Raw genomic sequence first — 18392 nt, 5'->3', positions numbered from 1 at the left:
GATTCGCCCCGGGGATTCGCACAGGACGGGTATGGCAGGGCGGGTATGGCAGGACGGGTGGTCATCGCCCCGATGATGGGTCGTGATCGCGCCACGCCGGTTGCGCGCCGCTTTGCGGAATGCCCTCGAGCACCCGCAGCGGGCGGCTCTTGGTGACCGGCAAGCCGCGCGGTCTGGCGGTATCGCGCCGCATCGCCTCGATCATCAGCACGCCGCCCATGCGCGCCAGGCCCCAGCGCTGGCCAAGCCGTTCGATACTGCGCGCCGAACGCAACCAGAAGCGCCGCTCGGAGGGCGGAAAGAACAGGGCCGAGGCATGGCCGGTGCAGATGAAGCCGCTCTCGGCCAGCAGCCGTTCGATCTGGCTGCGCGAATAGGGCCGCCCATAGCCAAAGGGCGTCGCGTCCGAGCGCGCCCACAGCCCGCCCCGGCTGGGCACGACGATCAGGGCGCGGCCCTGCGGCGCCAAGACCCGATGCGCCTCGTCCAACAGCGCCTGCGGCAGGTTGCAGGTTTCCAGCCCGTGCATCATCACAAGGCGATCTATGCTGTCATTGGCCAGCGGCCAGCGGGCCTCGTCGCACAGCACCGAGTGATTGGCCCCGTCATTGGGCCAGGGAATCACCCCCTGCGGCGCGGGCATCAGCCCGACCACGCGTTCGGCATCCTCCAGAAACGGGCGCAACAGCGGCACCGCAAACCCGTATCCCGCCAGCGACAGACCTTTGACATTGCCCCAACGGTCAACCACGCGATCCCGCACGCCCTTTTGCGCCGCGCGCCCCAATTGGCTGCGGTAATAGAAGTCGCGCAAAATCTGTACGTCGAGATGCATTGAACCTGCGGGCCACCTGAGACAAACTGCACCCTGCCCCATTCAGGTCCGCTTTGCAAAGGCCGCAAACACCGCAGGAGACCCCATGACCCTCGAGATCATCCGCTGCCTGTCCGACAACTACGCGTATCTGCTCCATGATGCCGCAACCGGTGAGACCACGCTGATCGACGCCCCCGAGGCCGCACCGATCCTGGCCGTTCTCAAGGCGCGCGGCTGGCGGCTGGACCATGTTTTCATCACCCATCACCACTATGATCATGTCGATGGCCTGCCGGGGATCCTCGCGGAACATCCGGCAACCGTCTGGGGCAATGCCGCAGACGCTGAACGCCTGCCAAGCCTCGACCACGCCTTTGCCCCCGGCGACACCCTGCCCGGCGGCGCGCTGGTGATGGATGCGCCGGGCCATACGATTGGCCATGTGGCGTTCCATTATGCCGCGCGCAGCGCCTTGTTCAGCGCCGACAGCCTGATGACCCACGGCTGCGGTCGCCTGTTCGAGGGCACGCCCGATCAGATGTATGACACACTCATGTCATTTGCCGCCCTCCCCGATGAGACGCATATATATTCAGGCCATGACTACGCCGCCGCCAACCTGCGGTTTGCCGCTCGGTTCGCCCCTGACGCAGCGGCGCTGACCGCGCGGCAGGCAGCGCTGGCGGAATTGGCCGTCAAAGGCTTGCCGACAACCGGCACCACACTAGGTTCAGAGAGGTTACTGAACCCTTACTTGAGAGGCCATATTCCCGCCGTCGCCAAGGCGGCTGGCCTGCCCGGTGCCACGCCACGCGCGGTTCTGGCTGAGATCCGCCGCCAAAAAGACGCCGCCTGAGCAAAACGCCCGCTTTAATACCACAAAAAAGAGTGACAAACTGAATCGTGAGGCAAATCGGGCGAAAAGGACTTGAAGCTGCGCTCGGAACACCAAAGTTTAAGACCATGGCCCTACACTCGGGGCAATCGCCGGTCACCGCCGGTAAACTTTCGCGGGAAACCCCCGCACATATGGAAGGAGCAATGCCGTGCCCTCGTTTTCCAACACCCTCGAACAGGCGATCCACGGCGCCCTGGCCCTTGCCAACGCGCGTCAGCACGAACTTGCCACGCTGGAACACCTGTTGCTCGCCTTGATGGATGAGCCCGAAGCCGCGCGCGTCCTGCAGGCCTGCAATGTCGACGTCGGCGATCTGCGCAAAACCCTGAATGCGTTCATTGATGACGATCTTTCGACACTGATCACCAATATCGAAGGCTCCGAAGCGGTGCCCACCGCCGCGTTCCAACGCGTGATCCAGCGCGCCGCGATCCATGTCCAAAGCTCCGGCCGCAACGAAGTGACCGGCGCCAATGTTCTGGTCGCGATCTTTGCCGAGCGGGAATCAAACGCCGCCTATTTCCTGCAGGAACAGGACATGACGCGCTATGATGCGGTGAATTTCATCGCCCACGGCGTCGCCAAGAACCCGGGCTTCTCCGAGGCGCGACCCGTCACCGGCTCGGACGAAGAACAATCCGAGGCGCAAGATGCCAAGGTCGATGCCAAGGATTCGGCGCTGGCCAAATACTGCGTCGATCTGAACGCCAAGGCGCGCGAGGGCGATGTCGACCCGCTGATCGGCCGCCATGCCGAAGTGGAGCGCTGCATTCAGGTGCTCTGCCGCCGCCGCAAGAACAACCCGCTGTTGGTGGGCGACCCCGGCGTGGGCAAAACCGCAATTGCCGAAGGTCTGGCCAAGAAGATCGTCGAGGGGGAAACCCCGGAAATCCTGTCGAAAGCGACGATCTATTCGCTGGACATGGGCGCGCTGCTGGCCGGCACGCGCTATCGCGGCGATTTCGAGGAACGTCTGAAAGCCGTGGTCAAGGAAATCGAAGACCACCGCGACGCCATTCTGTTCATCGACGAAATCCACACGGTGATCGGCGCGGGCGCAACCTCGGGCGGGGCAATGGATGCCTCGAACCTGCTGAAACCCGCGTTGCAGGGCGGCAAACTGCGCTGCATGGGCTCGACCACCTACAAGGAATTCCGTCAGCATTTCGAAAAGGACCGCGCCCTGTCGCGCCGGTTCCAGAAAATCGACGTGAACGAACCCAGTGTCGAGGATTCGGTCAAGATCCTGATGGGCCTGAAGCCGTATTTCGAAAAGCACCACGATCTGCGCTATACCAATGACGCAATCAAGGTCGCCGTCGAACTGGCAGCGCGCTATATCAACGACCGCAAATTGCCGGACAAGGCGATCGACGTGATCGACGAAGCGGGTGCCGCGCAGCATTTGCTCAGCACCACAAAGCGCCGCAAAACCATCACGCCCAAGGAAATCGAGGCTGTGGTGGCCAAGATTGCCCGCATCCCGCCGAAAAACGTCACCAAAAGCGACGCGGAACTGCTGCGCGATCTGGATGCAAGCCTCAAGCGTGTGGTGTTCGGCCAGGATGACGCGATCAACGCCCTGTCCTCGGCGATCAAACTGGCACGCGCGGGTCTGCGCGAGCCGGAAAAACCGATTGGCAACTACCTGTTTGCCGGGCCGACGGGCGTCGGCAAAACCGAGGTTGCCAAACAACTGGCGGCAACGCTGGGCGTGGAGCTGCTGCGCTTTGACATGTCGGAATACATGGAGAAACACGCAGTTTCCCGCTTGATCGGCGCGCCTCCGGGCTATGTCGGCTTCGATCAGGGCGGCATGTTGACCGATGGCGTCGATCAGCACCCGCATTGCGTGCTGCTGCTCGATGAGATCGAAAAAGCGCACCCCGATGTGTTCAACATCCTGCTGCAGGTGATGGACCACGGCAAACTGACCGACCACAATGGCCGGGCGGTGGATTTCCGCAATGTGATCCTGATCATGACCTCGAATGCCGGTGCCGCCGATATGGCCAAGGCCGCAATCGGCTTTGGCCGCGACCGGCGCGAGGGCGAAGATACCGCCGCCATCGAGCGGATGTTCACGCCGGAATTCCGCAACCGTCTGGATGCGGTGATCAGCTTCGCGCCGCTGGGCAAGGCGACGATCATGAAAGTGGTCGAGAAATTCGTCCTGCAACTCGAAGCGCAATTGATGGATCGCAATGTCACCTTCGAACTCTCGGAGGAGGCCGCGGCCTGGCTGGGCGAAAAGGGCTACGACGACAAGATGGGCGCCCGCCCCCTGGGCCGGGTGATTCAAGAGCACGTCAAGAAACCCCTGGCCGAGGAACTCCTCTTCGGACGCCTGACCAAAGGTGGACTGGTGCGCGTCGTGGTCCGCGACGGCGCAATCGAACTCGAGGTCGAGGAAGTCGAGAAACCTCGGATCTCGGGGTCAAAGCCCCCGCTGCTGACCGCCGAATGAACCCCTTGACACCCCGCCAAACCCGGCGGGGTGTTTCGTCTTGCCGTCTTTGTTCCTGAAATATCCTCGGGTTGGTCTGGAAGGGTGGAAAACCCTTCCAGTCGGCTGCGGTCCGAAAACCGCCGGCGCGCGTGGCCCCTCGATGGGGCCCAAGCGCCGCCCCGCCCGCTGGCTCTAGCGTTCGGTCAGCTTCAACTCGATACGTCGGTTCTGAGCCCGCGCTTCAGCCGAGTTTCCCGGGTCGACCGGACGGAATTCGCCGAACCCCGCCGCCGCCAGCCGCTCGGGTGGGAAGCCGAGATCCTCGATCATATAAAGCACAACCGACAGCGCCCGCGCCTGGCTCAACTCCCAGTTTGACGCATAGGCCCCGCCCGCCGGGATCGGTACGTTGTCGGTGTGACCATCCACCCGCAAATCCAATCAATTGAGTCGGGTATGTCGCGCGCGACCTCTGTCAGGATCGACACGACATTGGCGATCTGCGCGCGCCCTTCGCGGGCCAGATCCGCGGAGCCCGGTTCAAACAGCACTTCGGACGAAAAGACAAAGCGGTCACCAACGATCCGCACACCGTCTCGCCCGGCCAGGATGGTCCGCATTTGCCCGAAAAACTCCGAGCGATAGCGCTCCAATTGGCGCGTTTCCTCTTCCAGACGGCGCCGTTCGGCCTCTTCCAATTCGGCGCGGCGACGCTCTTCGGCGGCAACCCGGGCCAAGGCTGCGTTCAAATCCGACCCCAGGGTTTCAATCTGCGTGCTCGCATCGGCTTCGCGCACGCGCGATTCACCCAGCAATTCCTGCAATCCCGCGACCTGTCGCTGCAACTGCGCGACCCGCCCGTTCAACAACGCCAAACGCCGCTGATCCTCGGCAGCCAGGGATTCGGCGTCGGACAATTCCTGCGAGGCCATCGCCAACAGTGCCGCGCGCGTCTCGCTTTCGGTCAATTGCCGCGCCAGTTGCCCTTGCGCGTCGTCCCGCGCCGCCTGCGCCGCCGCCAGCAACGTCAAGGTTTCTTCCGCCGCGCGCCGTTGCGCCTCCAGCGCCAAGGTCATGGCGGTCAGTTCGGTATCCGCCGTGCGCAGCCGCTCGCGCAACGCCTCGGCCGCCGCGACTTGTGCCAAACGTTCGCGCTCTTGCACAGAGAGTTCGGCCTCGACATTTGCCAAACGGTCGCGCAACGCCTGCGCCGCAGCCGCCTCGGCAAGACGCGCGCGCTCGGCCTCGGACATCTCCGCCGTCGCCTGATCCCGCAAGCTTGCCAACTCCGCCAAGGCCTGCTGCCGCGCGATCTCCGCGTCGCTCAACGCCCCCTCCAACGTGGCAATCCGCGCCTGTGTCGCCGTGTCCAAGCTTGCCAACTCCGCCAAAGCCTGTTGCCGCGCGATCTCGGCGTCGCTCAACGCCCCCTCCAACGTGGCAATCCGCGCCTGTGTCGCCGTGTCCAGACTTGCCAACTCCGCCAAAGCCTGTTGCCGCGCGATCTCCGCGTCGCTCAACGCCCCCTCCAACGCGGCAATCCGCGCCTGTGTCGCCGTGTCCAAGCTTGCCAACTCCGCCAAGGCCTGTTGCCGCGCGATCTCCGCGTCGCTCAACGCCCCCTCCAACGTGGCAATCCGCGCCTGCGTTTCGTCATCCAGCAACGCCAGGTCCGCCAAGGCCTGTTCGCGCGCCCGTTGCGCGTCGGTCAGATCTGCGGTCAAATCCGAAATCTGCGCGCGTTGCGCCTCGGCCGTGGCCGAAGCCGTCGCCAGCGCCGTTTCGCGCAACGCCAGCGTGGCCGCGGTCTGCGCCTGAAGTTCCAGCGCCGCCTGTCGTGCCGCTTCGGTGTCTTGCAAACGCGTGAGCGTATCCGACAACCGGGTCAAGGTGTTGGCCTGCCCGGCCACGGTCCGACCCAAGGTTTCGCGGGTTTCCAACAGCGACGCCAGCGCCGTGTCACGCGCCGTTTCGGTCTCGGTCAGGCGCTGCAACAGGCTGGCCAAGGACGCCTCGCCCTCGTCCGCGCGGGCGCGCATTTCGGCCAGCGCGGCCTCGATCGCCTCGCGTTCGGCGGCGGCACGGCGCGCCGCTTCAACGCCGCTGTCGATCTCATCGCGGGCTTGCGCCAGCGCCAGAGTCAAGGCCTCGGTTTCCGAGATTGCCGTGTCGCGCGCCGCCTCGGTTGCCGCCAGTTGCGCACCCAATTCCGTGCGCTCGGCGATCAGCGCCGCGACCTGCGCCTCGAAGGCGGTGATCTGCGTGCGCGCCGCGCCCAATTCCGCACCGCGCGCCGCCAGATCGCGGCCCAATGCGGCGATCGTCGCCTCTTGCTGGCGTGACGCTTCGCGCAAATTGTCCAGATCGTCATTCAGCCCGGCCACCTGCCCCGACAGCGCATCGACCCGCGCGCGCGACAGGCCCAGCGCATTGGTCAGCGTCGAGACCTGCGCGGTCAGCCCTTCGAGTTCGCTGTCTTGCGAGGTGATGGTTTCGTTCATCACGTTTTGCACGATCATGAAGATCGACAGGACAAACATCAGGATCAGCAAAAGCGCCGTCATCGCATCGACGAAGCCCGGCCAGATCGCCGCCGAAAACCGTTGATTTCCCCGGCGCGACAGTCCCATCAGCCGTGCCCTTCCGGCTCGACCGAGGGCGGCGGCTGCCGGTTGAGTTGCCGCACGGCCTGCGTCAGAACCGCCAGATCGCTGCGCATATCGGCCATCAATTCCTGCCGCCCAGCCGACAACTCCTCAAGAATACGCACCAGTTGCACATCCATCGACCGCAAGCGCAGGCGGGTTTCGGCCTCGATATGCGGCTCGGACTCGGTGCTTTGCTGGCTTTCCATCAGCGCGATCAGCCGGTCCTGACCCTCGGCCAGACGCATCAAGGCATTCGCCGAACTGCTCTCCATCTCGAATCGCAGCGACAGGCGGTCCACGGCCTCGGCCAATGTCGCCAACCCCTGATCGAGTTGCGCGCGCCCCGCTTCGCTTTCGGCTTGCAGTGATCGCATGCCGTCCATTTGCTCGGCCAGACTGTCGAGGATTTCGGCCACCGCGTGCAACCCGTCTGAACTGCCCTCGCCATCCGAGGCGGTGCCCAGCCGGGTGATCGACGACAGCCATTCCTCCAATTCGCGGTAGAACTGGTTCTGCGCCTGGCTCGCGAACAGCTCCAGAAGCCCGACCACCAGCGACCCGGCGAGGCCCAGAAGCGAGCTGGAAAACGCCGTGCCCATGCCGCCCATTTGCTGCTCGAGCCCCGTCATCAAGCGGCCAAACCCGCCCATTGCCGATTCGCCCTCATGCGGGGCCAGCGAGCGGATGGTTTCCACCACCGCCGGGACCGAGGTTGCCAAACCGTAGAACGTTCCCAAAAGGCCAAGGAAAATCAAGAAGTTGACAAGGTAGCGCGTCATGTCGCGCTCTTCTTCGATGCGGGTGCCCACCGACTCCAGGATCGAGCGCGCCGAGGTCGAGCTGATATGACTGCTTGATCCGCGTGAGCGCAGCATCGACGCCAGCGGCGCCAACAGGCGCGGCGCGATGGTGATCTGGTGGCCCGGCGTTTCGGCGACGAATCCACCGATCCAGCGCACCGAACTGAACAGTTGCACCACCTGCCAGACGGTCGCCAGAAGGCCGATCACGAACACCATCAGAATGAAGCCGTTCAGCCAGATATTGGCCAGAAAAATCCCGGAGATGCGCGGATAGGCAAAGCTGACGCCGGTGGCGACCAGCGCCATCGAGATCAGCATCAGCGTGAGTTGGCGCAAAGGCTTGGTGAACTGGACTGCGCCAATCGGCCCCAGCATCCCTGCTTTCAACTCTCTCGCCATTCGCCCCACTCGCTTCTTTTGACACAAAATCTAGTAGGTATGACGCGATTTGCCAACTCGGAACTATGCGCCTGCTAACATCTTCACGCGATCCGATAACCACGACAATTCCTGATCGGGCAGGCCCAACTCGGCCAGATGCGCGGCGGTCTGGTACAGGTATTCGGTATTGGGCCCGCGCCCGCCGACCGCCCGGGCGATGATGCGCGCCTGTTCTTCCAGGTCCAACCCGCCGCAATATTGCACATGATCCTTGTCGATCACATAGGTCACGGCGCGCACGATGCGGCCATCCTCCAGCGTCAGGTCTTTCTCGATCTCCAGATAGGCCGCCGAAATCAACTCACGCGCACGCAGGTATTCCAGCGTTTCCTCGGCAATTTGTGGTGCGATTTCAAAGGCAACGCCGTGACAACAGGCCCTGTCCGCAGCATCCAGCGCCAGCACCAGACCGGGGTCCTCGACCGTGCCGCGATGGTGGATGGAGCGCATACAGAACGAGCGATGATAGCCGTCCAGCCGGGCAATCTGGCGCGAGGACCAGGCGAAACCGGGGTTCCACACCAGCGATCCGTATCCGAAAACCCAAAGTGACTGCATAAGACCGTGTTCTCTTTACGCGCGGCAGGACTGGCCGGGCCGATGAAGACTGGCCGTGCCGATGAAGACTGGCCGGGCCGATGAAGCGCATGTAAACACCACACAAGAGAAACACAACGGTGGCGAAAATGCGAACTCTGGCGGTTTTGGCGATTGTGGCGGTGTTGGGCTGGTGCGGCTATTGGTTCGTCGGCGCGCGGGCGCTGGATCATGCGATTGTCACGGCGATTGATGGCATTCCGGAGATCGACGTCGCCGATCACGCCATTCAGGGCTTTCCCAACCGGTTCGACGTCACTCTGACCGAGCCACGGGTCGCGGCGCATGGCGTGCAATGGTCTGCGCCCTTTGTGCAGCTTTTCGCACTGTCCTACCGGCTCAACCATCTGATTGCCGTCTTTGCCCACGATCAGCGGATCATCGGGCCGGGGCTGGATGTTGCGATTCACAGCGAGGATCTGCGCGCCAGTGTCGTGCTGGAGGCCGGGTTGAGCCTGCCGCTGGATCGGATGTCGCTGGTCGGGCAGTCGCTGGCGCTGTCCGCGGCAGGCGAAACGCATCGTATCGAGGGGTTGCGCGCCGCCAGTCGCCGCTTGTCGGAGCGCGAGCATGATCTGGCGCTGGTGCTGGAGAACACCTTCCCCGACCCTGCGCTGATGGACCGGCTCGACCCGCAGGCGATCTGGCCGCGCCGCTTCGATGTGCTGCGGCTTGCGGCCGAGGTCGAGGTCGACCGCCCGCTGGATCGCACGCTGGTCGGCGGCCCGCCCCCGCGCGTTCAACGCCTCACCTTCACCGGCGCGCGGATCGCATGGGAGGGGACGGATATTGTCGCCTCGGGTCGTTTGACGGTGGGGGCGCTGGGGACGCTATCCGGCGATCTGGACCTGACGGTAACCGGCTGGCGCGCCTTGATGCAGTCGCTGCGCGACGCGGGGTTGATGCCCGCCGAGCATGACACGCTGATCACCATGGCCATGCAGGGGCTCGTCAACGCCGACGACCCCAACCGGCTTGAGGCCGGGTTTGCGGTTGTCGACGGGGTTGTGTCGATGGGGCCGATCGTGATCGGGCGCATTCCGGCGCTGTTCTAGCGCCTATTGCACCGACCGCAACCGGGCGCGCGGGTCCGCAGGGGCGGCGTCATCCGGTGCAACGCCGCGAGGGTCCGTCGCAAGATGCGGCACCGCGGCCAATTCCTCGCGCAGAACAACGCGCAATTCGGCCATCAACTCGGCGCGCATTTTCTCGATCCGCTTGTCCTCGGCCTCGGTCTGGTCGGGCGGAACCAACTGGCTGTCGGCATCGAAAACCGAGCGCCGGATCCGGTCATGCAGGATTTCCGCCAGCGCCGCACCCGCCAGAACGCCGGTGACATTGGCGCCAAAATCCAGCCATTCGCCAGAGCGCCCCACTGTCGGCTGGATCAGCTCGATCATCCCGCCATACAACACCATCAACGGAACCGCCCAGAACCAGCGGCGCGAGTCGGTGACGATCAGCGGAAAAATCAGGCAGGCAAAGGCGGCAAAGTGATAGGCTTTGTCGATCCCGTTGACGGCGAAAACCCCGGGCGGCATCGGCGACAGGGTCAGCGCCGCGATCACCAGGGCGATCACCGCCGACAGCACCACGCCAAGTTTGCGCCATGCCCATTCCTGCCCGGCGATGAACGCGCGAACGCCCACGGACGCCCCGTTTGGGGCGCCGCGGATCGCCTTCAGGCGTTCTTCTATCCGATCCATATCACTCATCACCGGTCCTGACGGTCGTCGTGAGTTTACACTCTCTACCCTGCGCAGACAATTGCGGCATCTGTGTGACGCGCGCAGGGTGGAATTGTGTCAACCGGCGTTCATCACCGCCGACGCCCGGACAAGCTCGGTCAACCGTTGCAGCGCGCGTTCTTCCAACTGGCGCACACGCTCTTTCGAGATCCCCATGACCGCGCCAAGATCGCTCAGGGTCGTCGGTGCGTCGGACAGGTGCCGGGCCGCCACGATGTGCCGCTCGCGCTCGGGCAGTTGCTCGACCGCCGAATGCAGCGCCGCGCGCTGGCGTGCCCCATCCAGCCGCTCGGCAACATCCGCCTCGGTGTGAACGCTGTCATCCTCGATGGTTTCCACCCAAGCGCGCCCCTCATCATCCGAGGATTGCGGCGCGTCCAACGACAGGTCAGGCCCCGACATCCGGCCCATCATCGCCTCGACCTGGTTTTCCGGCACCTGCAACTCGCGCGCAATCACGGCGGACAGCGGCTCGGTCCGGGTCTCGTCATCCTTGTGCCTGGCCATCGCGCGGCGCAGATGGAAGAACAGCTTTTTCTGGTTGGCGTTGGTGCCGGTGCGCACCATTGACCAGTTGCGCATCACATAATCCTGCATCGACGCCCGGATCCACCACGACGCATAGGTCGAGAACCGCGCGCCATTGCTCGGGTCGAATTTTTCTGCGGCCCGCATCAGCCCCAGATTGCCCTGCTGAATGAGGTCATCATAGGACGCATCATAGCGCCGGAACCGGCTGGCAAACGACACCGCCAACCGGGCATAGGCGGTGATCAACCGATGCAACGCCGCCTCATCGCGATGATCGCGCCAGGCAATGGCCAGCGCGGTCTCGGTTTCAGCGTCCAGCATCTCCTCTGCCATCGACGCCCGCACATAGCGGCGGATATGTTGGTCCTGAAATCCCATGATACCCTCTTGGCTTTCGCCGTACTTGGTTTTGCTTCGCTGCTATATTGTTTCGTTTCGCTACTATTTGTCAAGAGCCTTGTCAAAGCAAACCCTGCGGACTACCTGCATCGCATGACCCAAGCCCAGTCGCCCAACTCCAAGTCAACCTGCGATGGCCTGACCCATGTGGCAGACCAATTGTTGCACGTCGCACGTCTGGTTCACGGCACGTCCACCGACCCCAGCCTGACCCCTGCGCAATGGACCGCGCTGCGCTATTTCAACAGCGCCAATCGGTTCTCGCGCACGCCCTCGGCCTTCTCGCAATTCCACGCAACCACACGCGGCACCGCATCGCAGACCGTGAAATCCCTGATCGGCATGGGTCTGCTGGAGCGGCACGTCAACAAGGCCGATGCCCGCAGCGCGCTGATCGAGGTGACGGCGGCGGGCCAGCAAAAGCTTGCGCATGATCCGTTGGCCGACCTCAGCCGATGCATCGCCGCGCTGCCCGACGATCAGCGCAAGGTTTTTGCCGCAACCCTGGCGAAAGTCAGCGATGCCCTGGCGCAAATGCGCGCCGCCCCGACCTTTGGCAACTGCGGCGATTGCGGCCATTGTGACACGACGAATGCGGGCGGAACCTATTGCCGCTGCACCCATTCCATTCTCTCCGAAGGCGAGATGACCTCGCTCTGCGTCGACTTCGCCGCCGCGCCTCGGATGCCCTGACCTATCACAAAATCAACAATTTCGCGTTTTGTCTGGCAGCAATGCCGCCGGCAAAGGCCGTCTACGATGTCGCGCTACAAAGCTGGCACAGCGGGACTCCTGCGCCGACTACCCATTTTCTTGATTAATAATCAACCAATTCCTATTGTCTGACAACTGATCCAAAGTGCCGCTGAATTTTTCCCGGTTTAATGTCAGACATTAGGTGCGCGCGCCGCGCTCGTTTTGCTGGCACTTACCCAACATTTTCGACCAGCCGTCACCACGGCACCCGCGCGCCTGTCCAATCGAAAAATCCCCCGGTTTCCGTCGCGGTCAACCCCTCGATAACCCGCCAAAGGTTTGCCGCCGCCGCATCGGCCGTCACCGTTGGATGACGCCCGGCATAGGCGGCGGTCAGCGGTGTCAGGACCGTTCCGGGATGCAGCGTCACACAGGCCAGATGCGGATGAGTTCGCGCCAATTCGATCGCGCCGGTGTGGATCAACTGGTTCAGCGCCGCCTTGGCCGCGCGATAGCTGTACCAGCCGCCCGCGCGATTGTCGCCGATGGAGCCGACGCGTGCGGACAGCGCTGCAAACACCGCCGGCCGATCGCGCGGCAGCAATCCGACCGCGTGTTTCAACACCAAAGCCGGCCCCACGGCGTTCAGCGCAAACTGTTGGGTCAATGCCAAGGCCGACAACCCGCGCAGCGATTTCTCCGGCCCCCGGCCGTCGATCTCCAACGCCCCGGTTGCAACCAGTATTCGGTCAAACACCCCCTCCAGCGCGCCCAATGTCGCCGCGACCGAGGCCTCGTCCCGCAGGTCCAACCCATCCGTCGTGCGCGCCAACGCCGTGACCTGATCGCCCCGCACCCGCGCCGCCTCGGCCAAAGCCGCGCCGATCCCGCCACTTGCCCCGATCACCAGAATGCGCATGAGATCCCTCCTGTTTTCGCGTGATCTAGCGGCGCTGGCGCGTCTGTCGAGCAAACTTTTCCCCCTTGCGCCGCGCGGATCGCGCAACCACTGTACGCGCAATGACCACAGGAGGCCTTATGATCCCCGTCTTGACCCGCGACGCCGTCGAACCGCTGTTGAACTGGCTGGACCTTGCCGACGCTCTGGCCGACGGCCACCGCCTGCCCCCCGCGCAGATCGAAGATGTGTTGATGAGCCGGGGCGACGACAGGTTGTTGTCGCGCGCGGCATGGATCGACGGGCTGGGTCTGGGGGTGAAATCGGTGACGATCTTTGCCGGGAATGCGGCGCGTGGCCTGCCCAGCGTGCAAGGCGCCATGCAGGTGTTCAGCGACACGACCGGCGAGATCGAGGCGGTGATCGACAATGGTTTGGTGACCCGGTGGAAAACGGCGGGCGACTCGCTTTTGGGCGCGCGCCTGTTGGCGCGCAAGGACGCGCGCAAGCTGCTGATCATCGGCGCGGGCACGGTTGCCGCCTCGTTGATCGAGGCCTATTCGACCCTTATCCCCACCCTTGAGGCGACCGTTTGGGCACGCCGCCCCGAGGCCGCGCAGGCGCTGGCCGCGCAATACCCCGGCACCAAGGTCGCGGGTGATCTGGAGCAGGCCGTGCGCGCGGCGGATATCATCTCGACCTGCACGATGGCCAAGCAGCCGGTCCTTTTGGGCGCGTGGTTGCAGCCGGGGCAGCATGTCGATCTGATCGGTGCTTTCACCCCGGACATGCGCGAGGCCGATGACGAGGCCCTGCGGCGCTCACGCATTTTCGTGGATAGCCGGGCGACCACGTTAGACCATATCGGCGAGCTGAAAACCCCTTTGAAAGAGGAGGTTATCAAATTGTCTGACATTCTTGGCGACCTGCATGATCTGACATCTGGAGCGCCCGGTCGAATGTCAGACAATGACATCACGCTCTATAAGAACGGCGGCGGCGCGCATCTGGATCTGATGGCCGCGCGCTACATTCTGGCGCAGTGGCGCGCGGCGCAACCCTAGCCGAACAAGGCCCGCGCGTGACGGCGCTGCGCCACCCAGGTGACCGCCCCGGCCAGCAGCGCCCACCCCAGCAACACGGTCGCATACTGGCCAGAAAGCGCGCGGCCATCCAGTGCCGCCCAGGCGATCTCGCCCATCGCGCGGGTCGGCGTCCAGACCGAGATCGCGTTGATCGCGGCGGGCAAGGCGACGGGTGGCACCCACAGCCCGCCGAGGTACGATAGCGGCAAAAAGATCAGGTTGGCCAAGGGGACGGCGGCGCGCGACGAGGCGACCGAGCCCAGCGCCGTGCCCAACAAGGTTGCCGGCACCGCCGACACCGCACAGGCAAGCGCAAGTCGGGCATAGGCGGGTGCCGTCAAGGTGATGCCGCCGATCTGCCAGCCGGCCAGCAACACCAGCCCCACCGCGATCAGCACGAACAGCAGCGAGGCGGCGATCCGCGCGACCCACGGCATCATCGCATGGCCCGGCAAGCTGCGCTGCCAGACGGTGAACGGGCTCTCGCGGTCTTGCGCCACGGACACGCCGAACTGGTAGAACCCCACGCCGACCACGGCATAGATGGCAAAGGACGCCATCGCATAGGCCCCCATCCCTCCGGCGGCAGCCATATTCGCGCCAAAGAACGCATACAGCATCGCCGGGAACAGGACGGTCGGCACCCAGAAGCCGGGTTGACGGAACAAGATGCGCAGCGTCAGGCGCAACTCGGACACAAGAAGATGGCTCATTGGGTGGCCTCCATGCGGATACGGGCGATGACGTCTTTCAGCGCCAGCGGTTGGATGGAGAGCGCGGCAAAGGGCACGCCCTCGGCGACCATGCGCCGCAGCACGCCGTCGCTGTCGCGGGTTTCAACGTGCCAGCCCTCGAGGCTGTGCGTTGCGCCCAGCCAGTCGGGGGGCATCACGCCGTCGGGCAGGGCAAAGCTCAGGCGGTTGACGCGGGTACGGGCGCGGATTTCGTCGAGGCTGCCGTCCAGCACGCGCTCGCCCTTGTCGATCATCGTGATCCGGTCGCAGATGGCCTCGATCTCGTCCCAGTGATGCGAGGTCAGCACCAGCGCCCCGCCCTGCTGCACAAAGGCGCGCGCGACGCTGCAAAAGCCCTCTTGCGCGGCGGTGTCCAGCCCGGTGGTGGGTTCATCGAGGAACACCAGTTTCGGCGCACCGACAAAAGCCAGCGCCAAGGCCACCCGGCGCACCTCGCCGCCCGAGAACCCGACCATGCGCCGATCCATCAACGCGCCCACGCCAAAGGCCTCGGCCAGATCCCGGGATTGGCGCGGGTTGGCGTGGTGGGCGGCGGCATAGGCCAGCACTTCGCGCGGGGTCAGTTGCACGGGAAAGCCGGCGGCCTGCGGCGTGACGCCGGTCACGCGGCGCGCGGCGCGAGACCCGGCGGCGTGGCCAAAGATCGACACGCTGCCCGCATCGGGCTTGCGCAGCCCCATCAGCATCGACAGCGCGGTCGATTTACCGGCCCCATTCGGCCCCAGCAGCCCGACGGCCTCGCCTTCGGCCAGGTCCAGATCGACACCCGCCACCGCCTTGACCGCGCCAAAGCTTTTCACCAGCCCCCGTGCCGTGATTGCCTGTTGTTGCGTTTTCATCAGCATCCATACCCTTGAGTTTCGCGCGATGATGCGTATTCAAGGCACATGAAATCGACAACGCCCCCTGACGCCAATGACACCAAAAGCCACGCGGATGGCCCTGTCGTGCATTTAGCGCTTCGCGAAATGCGCCGGTTTGTCCTGCGATCAAAGTTCTGGTTGATCCTGGGCGGGGCCAGCGTCCTCGCCGCCTTGGCCGGGCCGTTCTATACCCTTGAGCGTCTGAGCTTTCCGGCGCGGCTGATTTACTGGGGGTTCACGGCGGTTGCCTCGGGGGTCTTGATGACCTTTCTGTCGATGCTCTTGCGTCGCATTGGCCGGCGCAAAGGGTGGCATTGGTTGCCCGGTTCGCTGATCGCCGGCGCAATCGGTGTGCTGCCCGTCATGATGCTGGTCCATATCGCCAACCATCTCTCGACGCCGGGCGCGACTTTGGAGTTCTGGGCGCTGTTCCCGTTTGTGTCGGTGCCGGTGGTGCTGATCACCGTGCTGATCAACGCCATGATGCCGAACGAAACGATGCCAGACACAAAGCCCGAGGCCGCGCAAACACCCCCGCCGGGCCCCGAGACTCTGCCGTCGCTGCTGTTCTCGAAACTGCCGGCGACGCTTGGCCGCGAGGTTGTCGCCCTGCAGGCCAAGGACCATTACATCGAGGTCACCACCACGAAAGGCGAGGCGCTGATCCTGATGCGGCTCAGCGATGCCGAGCAGGATCTGGCGGCCCTGGACGGGATGCGGGTGCATCGCTCGTGGTGGGTGAGCCTGCCGCATGTGGAGCGCATCGAGAAAGGCGCCAGCGGGCCCGAGTTGCGGATGACCACCGGCCAGACCGTGCCCGTCGCGCGCGCCCAGCGGGCGGCGGTGCGTGAGGCGGTGCAACGGATCCTGGCGGCGCGCCCGGCGCAATAATATTTCGCGTCGGTGCTCTCTTTGCGCGCGAACCCCTTGCGCTGAAAACCCGTTGACGGCATCAATACTTATGCCCGGAATATCGGAAAAACCCACACCCAAGACACCTGTCGCGATAATCCGCGACTGCCACCTGTGGGCGCTCAACCGGCTTGACCAGTATTTGCGTTCTGTCCGGTTCTGGATGGTTGTTGCCGCCTGTGTCATCGTGACCGCGATTGCCGGCCCGTTTCACACGCTGGCGAGCCTGACCGTACCGCTGCGTTTCCTGTATTGGACCGCGGTGTTGACCCCGGCGATCCTGTTGCAGTTTTATCTGTCGATGACCGTCCGGGAATTGGCGCGGCGCACGGGCCACGCCTGGGGCTGGGCGGCGCTGTTTGCCGGATGCGTCGGCGGCGGTGTGATCCTGCTCTGGGTGCTGGGCGTCAATGCGGCACTGGTCGAGAATGTTCACAATTTCAATGACGGACAAACGGCTGCCGCGGTGTTTGGTCTGGTGGTGCCGATCACCGTGTTGGTCAATGCCTTCATGCCGACGCTTCAGCCGCTCTGGGGGTTTCGCCGGACCAGCGCGACAAAGCGCCCGGCGCTGACCTCTCTCGCCCTTTCCGCGGGTGACGCCTCGCCGTTCTTTGATCGACTGCCGCCCGATCTTGGCCGCGACGTGATCTGCGTGCGCGCCGCCAATCATCATATCGAGGTCACCACGACGCGCGGCCATGCCCGGGTGTTGATGCGTCTGGCCGATGCCGAGGCCGATCTGGCGACCCTGCCGGGGATGCGGGTGCATCGCTCGTGGTGGGTCAATCTGACGATGGTGTCGCATACCGAAAGCCGTCAGGGCGCGACCGATCTGATCCTGTCCACCGGCGCGCGCATTCCGGTCAGCCGGGGTTTGCGCGCCACGGTCGAGGAACATCTGGGCACCGGGCGCGCCCGTTAAGCCGGATCACTCCAGACGCGCCGGAAACCCCTCGGCGCGCAGATCGGTGCCCAGCACATCCTCCAGCAGTTTCACGATCTGCGTCGATTGCGCCGCCCCGCCATAGGCCGCGCGGCCTTTGACAAAGGTCTGGTTGGTCAGCCCCGCCAGATCCATCGGCACCCCGTATTCGCGCCCGAACGCCATGGCAAAGCCCAGATCCTTGAGCGCCAGATCCATGGTGAAGGCCACGTCATAGCTGCCGTTCAGGATCAACTGCCCCTCGGTCTCATGGACGAAACTGCTGCCCGACGAGGCGGCGATCGCCTGCCACGCGGTTTTCAGGTCCAACCCGCCGCGCTTGGCCAGCATCAGGGCCTCGCCGTCGGCGACCAGATGGATGAAGGCCAGCATGTTGGTGATCACCTTGATCAACGCCGCCGAGCCCAGCGGCCCCATGTGGAAAATCCGGTCGCCCATCACCGCCAGCGCCGGGCGGTGACGCGCAAAGATCTCGGCCTCGCCGCCGACCAGCACGGTGATCTTGCCCTGCGCTGCCAGATGCACGCCGCCCGTCACCGGGCATTCCAAAGCGCCCATGCCCGCCGCCTGTACACGTTCGGACAGGCGCAGGATATCGTCGCGGCCCAGCGTGGACATCTCGATCCAGTCGGCCCCTTGGCGCATGGCGGGCAGGATCTGCTCCAGCACCGCCTCGGAGACGGCGGGCGACGGCAGGCAGGTGATCACCGCATCCGCGCCCGCCACCGCCTGCGCCGGGCTGTCGGCCCACACCGCACCCAGCCCCTCAAGCCGCGCGCGCTGGGCCGGATCGCGGTCATGCACCCTCAGCGGGAACCCCGCCCGCGCGCATGAGGCCGCCAGATGCCCGCCCAGATTGCCCAACCCGATAAACGCATACTCCATCCCGCCCTCCCAAGCGCTGTT

At 64.5% G+C, this 18392-nt stretch carries 18 protein-coding genes; 7 read left to right on the top strand and 11 right to left on the bottom strand.

Going from position 1 to position 18392, the window contains the following annotated elements; genetic code table 11:
• Nucleotides 1-61: 61 nt before the first annotated feature.
• Entirely contained in the window at nucleotides 62-835 is a 774-nt protein-coding gene (locus VDQ28_RS11895; RefSeq protein WP_323036140.1) for a class I SAM-dependent methyltransferase, read from the bottom strand.
• A gap of 85 nt (nucleotides 836-920) precedes the next feature.
• On the opposite strand from VDQ28_RS11895, the gene gloB reads away from it, so the two are divergent.
• Together gloB and clpA are read left to right on the top strand one after the other, a co-directional pair.
• Nucleotides 921-1673, top strand: a complete 753-nt coding sequence (gloB, locus tag VDQ28_RS11890) for a hydroxyacylglutathione hydrolase (protein ID WP_323036139.1) — start codon at nucleotides 921-923, stop codon at nucleotides 1671-1673.
• A gap of 190 nt (nucleotides 1674-1863) precedes the next feature.
• On the top strand, nucleotides 1864-4182 hold the full coding sequence (gene clpA / locus VDQ28_RS11885) for an ATP-dependent Clp protease ATP-binding subunit ClpA (RefSeq protein WP_323036138.1): 2319 nt from the start codon (nucleotides 1864-1866) through the stop codon (nucleotides 4180-4182).
• A gap of 174 nt (nucleotides 4183-4356) precedes the next feature.
• Here clpA and VDQ28_RS11880 read toward each other — a convergent pair whose 3' ends face one another.
• The 4 genes from VDQ28_RS11880 to VDQ28_RS11865 form a co-directional block, all read right to left on the bottom strand.
• A complete protein-coding gene (locus VDQ28_RS11880) occupies nucleotides 4357-4593 on the bottom strand; it encodes an OmpA family protein (RefSeq protein ID WP_323036137.1) in 237 nt (78 codons plus the stop codon).
• Nucleotides 4527-6794, bottom strand: coding sequence for a peptidoglycan -binding protein (locus VDQ28_RS11875; RefSeq protein ID WP_323036136.1), 2268 nt, complete (start codon nucleotides 6792-6794; stop codon nucleotides 4527-4529). Before VDQ28_RS11875 ends, VDQ28_RS11880 begins: the two co-directional genes overlap by 67 nt.
• Nucleotides 6794-8014 carry a biopolymer transporter ExbB gene (locus VDQ28_RS11870; protein ID WP_323036135.1) on the bottom strand — a complete coding sequence of 407 codons (1221 nt, stop codon included), beginning with the start codon at nucleotides 8012-8014 and terminating at the stop codon, nucleotides 6794-6796. Before VDQ28_RS11870 ends, VDQ28_RS11875 begins: the two co-directional genes overlap by 1 nt.
• 63 nt (nucleotides 8015-8077) lie before the next feature.
• Nucleotides 8078-8614: a gamma-glutamylcyclotransferase gene (locus tag VDQ28_RS11865; protein ID WP_323036134.1), complete on the bottom strand. Its 537-nt coding sequence runs from the start codon at nucleotides 8612-8614 to the stop codon at nucleotides 8078-8080.
• A 128-nt stretch (nucleotides 8615-8742) separates the two neighbouring features.
• Between VDQ28_RS11865 and VDQ28_RS11860 the strand changes: the two genes are divergently transcribed.
• Complete coding sequence (locus VDQ28_RS11860; RefSeq protein WP_323038115.1) at nucleotides 8743-9708, top strand: DUF2125 domain-containing protein; 966 nt, start codon at nucleotides 8743-8745, stop codon at nucleotides 9706-9708.
• A gap of 3 nt (nucleotides 9709-9711) precedes the next feature.
• On the opposite strand, the gene VDQ28_RS11855 is transcribed toward VDQ28_RS11860, so the two are convergent.
• Nucleotides 9712-10368 carry a VanZ family protein gene (locus VDQ28_RS11855; protein ID WP_323036133.1) on the bottom strand — a complete coding sequence of 219 codons (657 nt, stop codon included), beginning with the start codon at nucleotides 10366-10368 and terminating at the stop codon, nucleotides 9712-9714.
• A gap of 90 nt (nucleotides 10369-10458) precedes the next feature.
• A complete protein-coding gene (locus tag VDQ28_RS11850) occupies nucleotides 10459-11310 on the bottom strand; it encodes an RNA polymerase factor sigma-32 (RefSeq protein WP_323036132.1) in 852 nt (283 codons plus the stop codon).
• A 114-nt stretch (nucleotides 11311-11424) separates the two neighbouring features.
• Between VDQ28_RS11850 and VDQ28_RS11845 the strand changes: the two genes are divergently transcribed.
• Entirely contained in the window at nucleotides 11425-12024 is a 600-nt protein-coding gene (locus tag VDQ28_RS11845; RefSeq protein ID WP_323036131.1) for a MarR family winged helix-turn-helix transcriptional regulator, read from the top strand.
• Nucleotides 12025-12283: 259 nt separating this feature from the next.
• Here VDQ28_RS11845 and VDQ28_RS11840 read toward each other — a convergent pair whose 3' ends face one another.
• Nucleotides 12284-12946, bottom strand: a complete 663-nt coding sequence (locus tag VDQ28_RS11840; protein ID WP_323036130.1) for an SDR family NAD(P)-dependent oxidoreductase — start codon at nucleotides 12944-12946, stop codon at nucleotides 12284-12286.
• Between the two features lie 119 nt (nucleotides 12947-13065).
• On the opposite strand from VDQ28_RS11840, the gene VDQ28_RS11835 reads away from it, so the two are divergent.
• On the top strand, nucleotides 13066-13989 hold the full coding sequence (locus tag VDQ28_RS11835) for an ornithine cyclodeaminase (RefSeq protein ID WP_323036129.1): 924 nt from the start codon (nucleotides 13066-13068) through the stop codon (nucleotides 13987-13989).
• Here the strand turns inward: VDQ28_RS11835 and VDQ28_RS11830 are convergent.
• Nucleotides 13986-14723, bottom strand: a complete 738-nt coding sequence (locus VDQ28_RS11830; protein ID WP_323036128.1) for an ABC transporter permease — start codon at nucleotides 14721-14723, stop codon at nucleotides 13986-13988. The two genes, VDQ28_RS11835 and VDQ28_RS11830, sit on opposite strands and share 4 nt — an antisense overlap.
• The gene (locus VDQ28_RS11825) at nucleotides 14720-15604 is read right to left on the bottom strand and encodes an ABC transporter ATP-binding protein (RefSeq protein WP_323036127.1); all 885 of its coding nucleotides are present in this window, start codon (nucleotides 15602-15604) and stop codon (nucleotides 14720-14722) included. The genes VDQ28_RS11830 and VDQ28_RS11825 overlap by 4 nt, the downstream gene beginning before the upstream one ends.
• Nucleotides 15605-15652: 48 nt before the next feature.
• On the opposite strand from VDQ28_RS11825, the gene VDQ28_RS11820 reads away from it, so the two are divergent.
• Nucleotides 15653-16519 (top strand): LytTR family transcriptional regulator DNA-binding domain-containing protein, encoded by an 867-nt coding sequence (locus tag VDQ28_RS11820; protein ID WP_323036126.1) that lies wholly within the window; start codon nucleotides 15653-15655, stop codon nucleotides 16517-16519.
• A gap of 70 nt (nucleotides 16520-16589) precedes the next feature.
• On the top strand, nucleotides 16590-17465 hold the full coding sequence (locus VDQ28_RS11815; RefSeq protein ID WP_323036125.1) for a LytTR family DNA-binding domain-containing protein: 876 nt from the start codon (nucleotides 16590-16592) through the stop codon (nucleotides 17463-17465).
• A gap of 6 nt (nucleotides 17466-17471) precedes the next feature.
• On the opposite strand, the gene VDQ28_RS11810 is transcribed toward VDQ28_RS11815, so the two are convergent.
• Nucleotides 17472-18371, bottom strand: a complete 900-nt coding sequence (locus VDQ28_RS11810) for an NAD(P)-dependent oxidoreductase (protein ID WP_323036124.1) — start codon at nucleotides 18369-18371, stop codon at nucleotides 17472-17474.
• Nucleotides 18372-18392 lie beyond the last annotated feature (21 nt).

It is taken from the genome of Pararhodobacter sp. (genome assembly GCF_034676545.1).
GTDB lineage: Bacteria > Pseudomonadota > Alphaproteobacteria > Rhodobacterales > Rhodobacteraceae > Pararhodobacter.
This window is presented reverse-complemented; position numbering and strand designations above follow the sequence as displayed.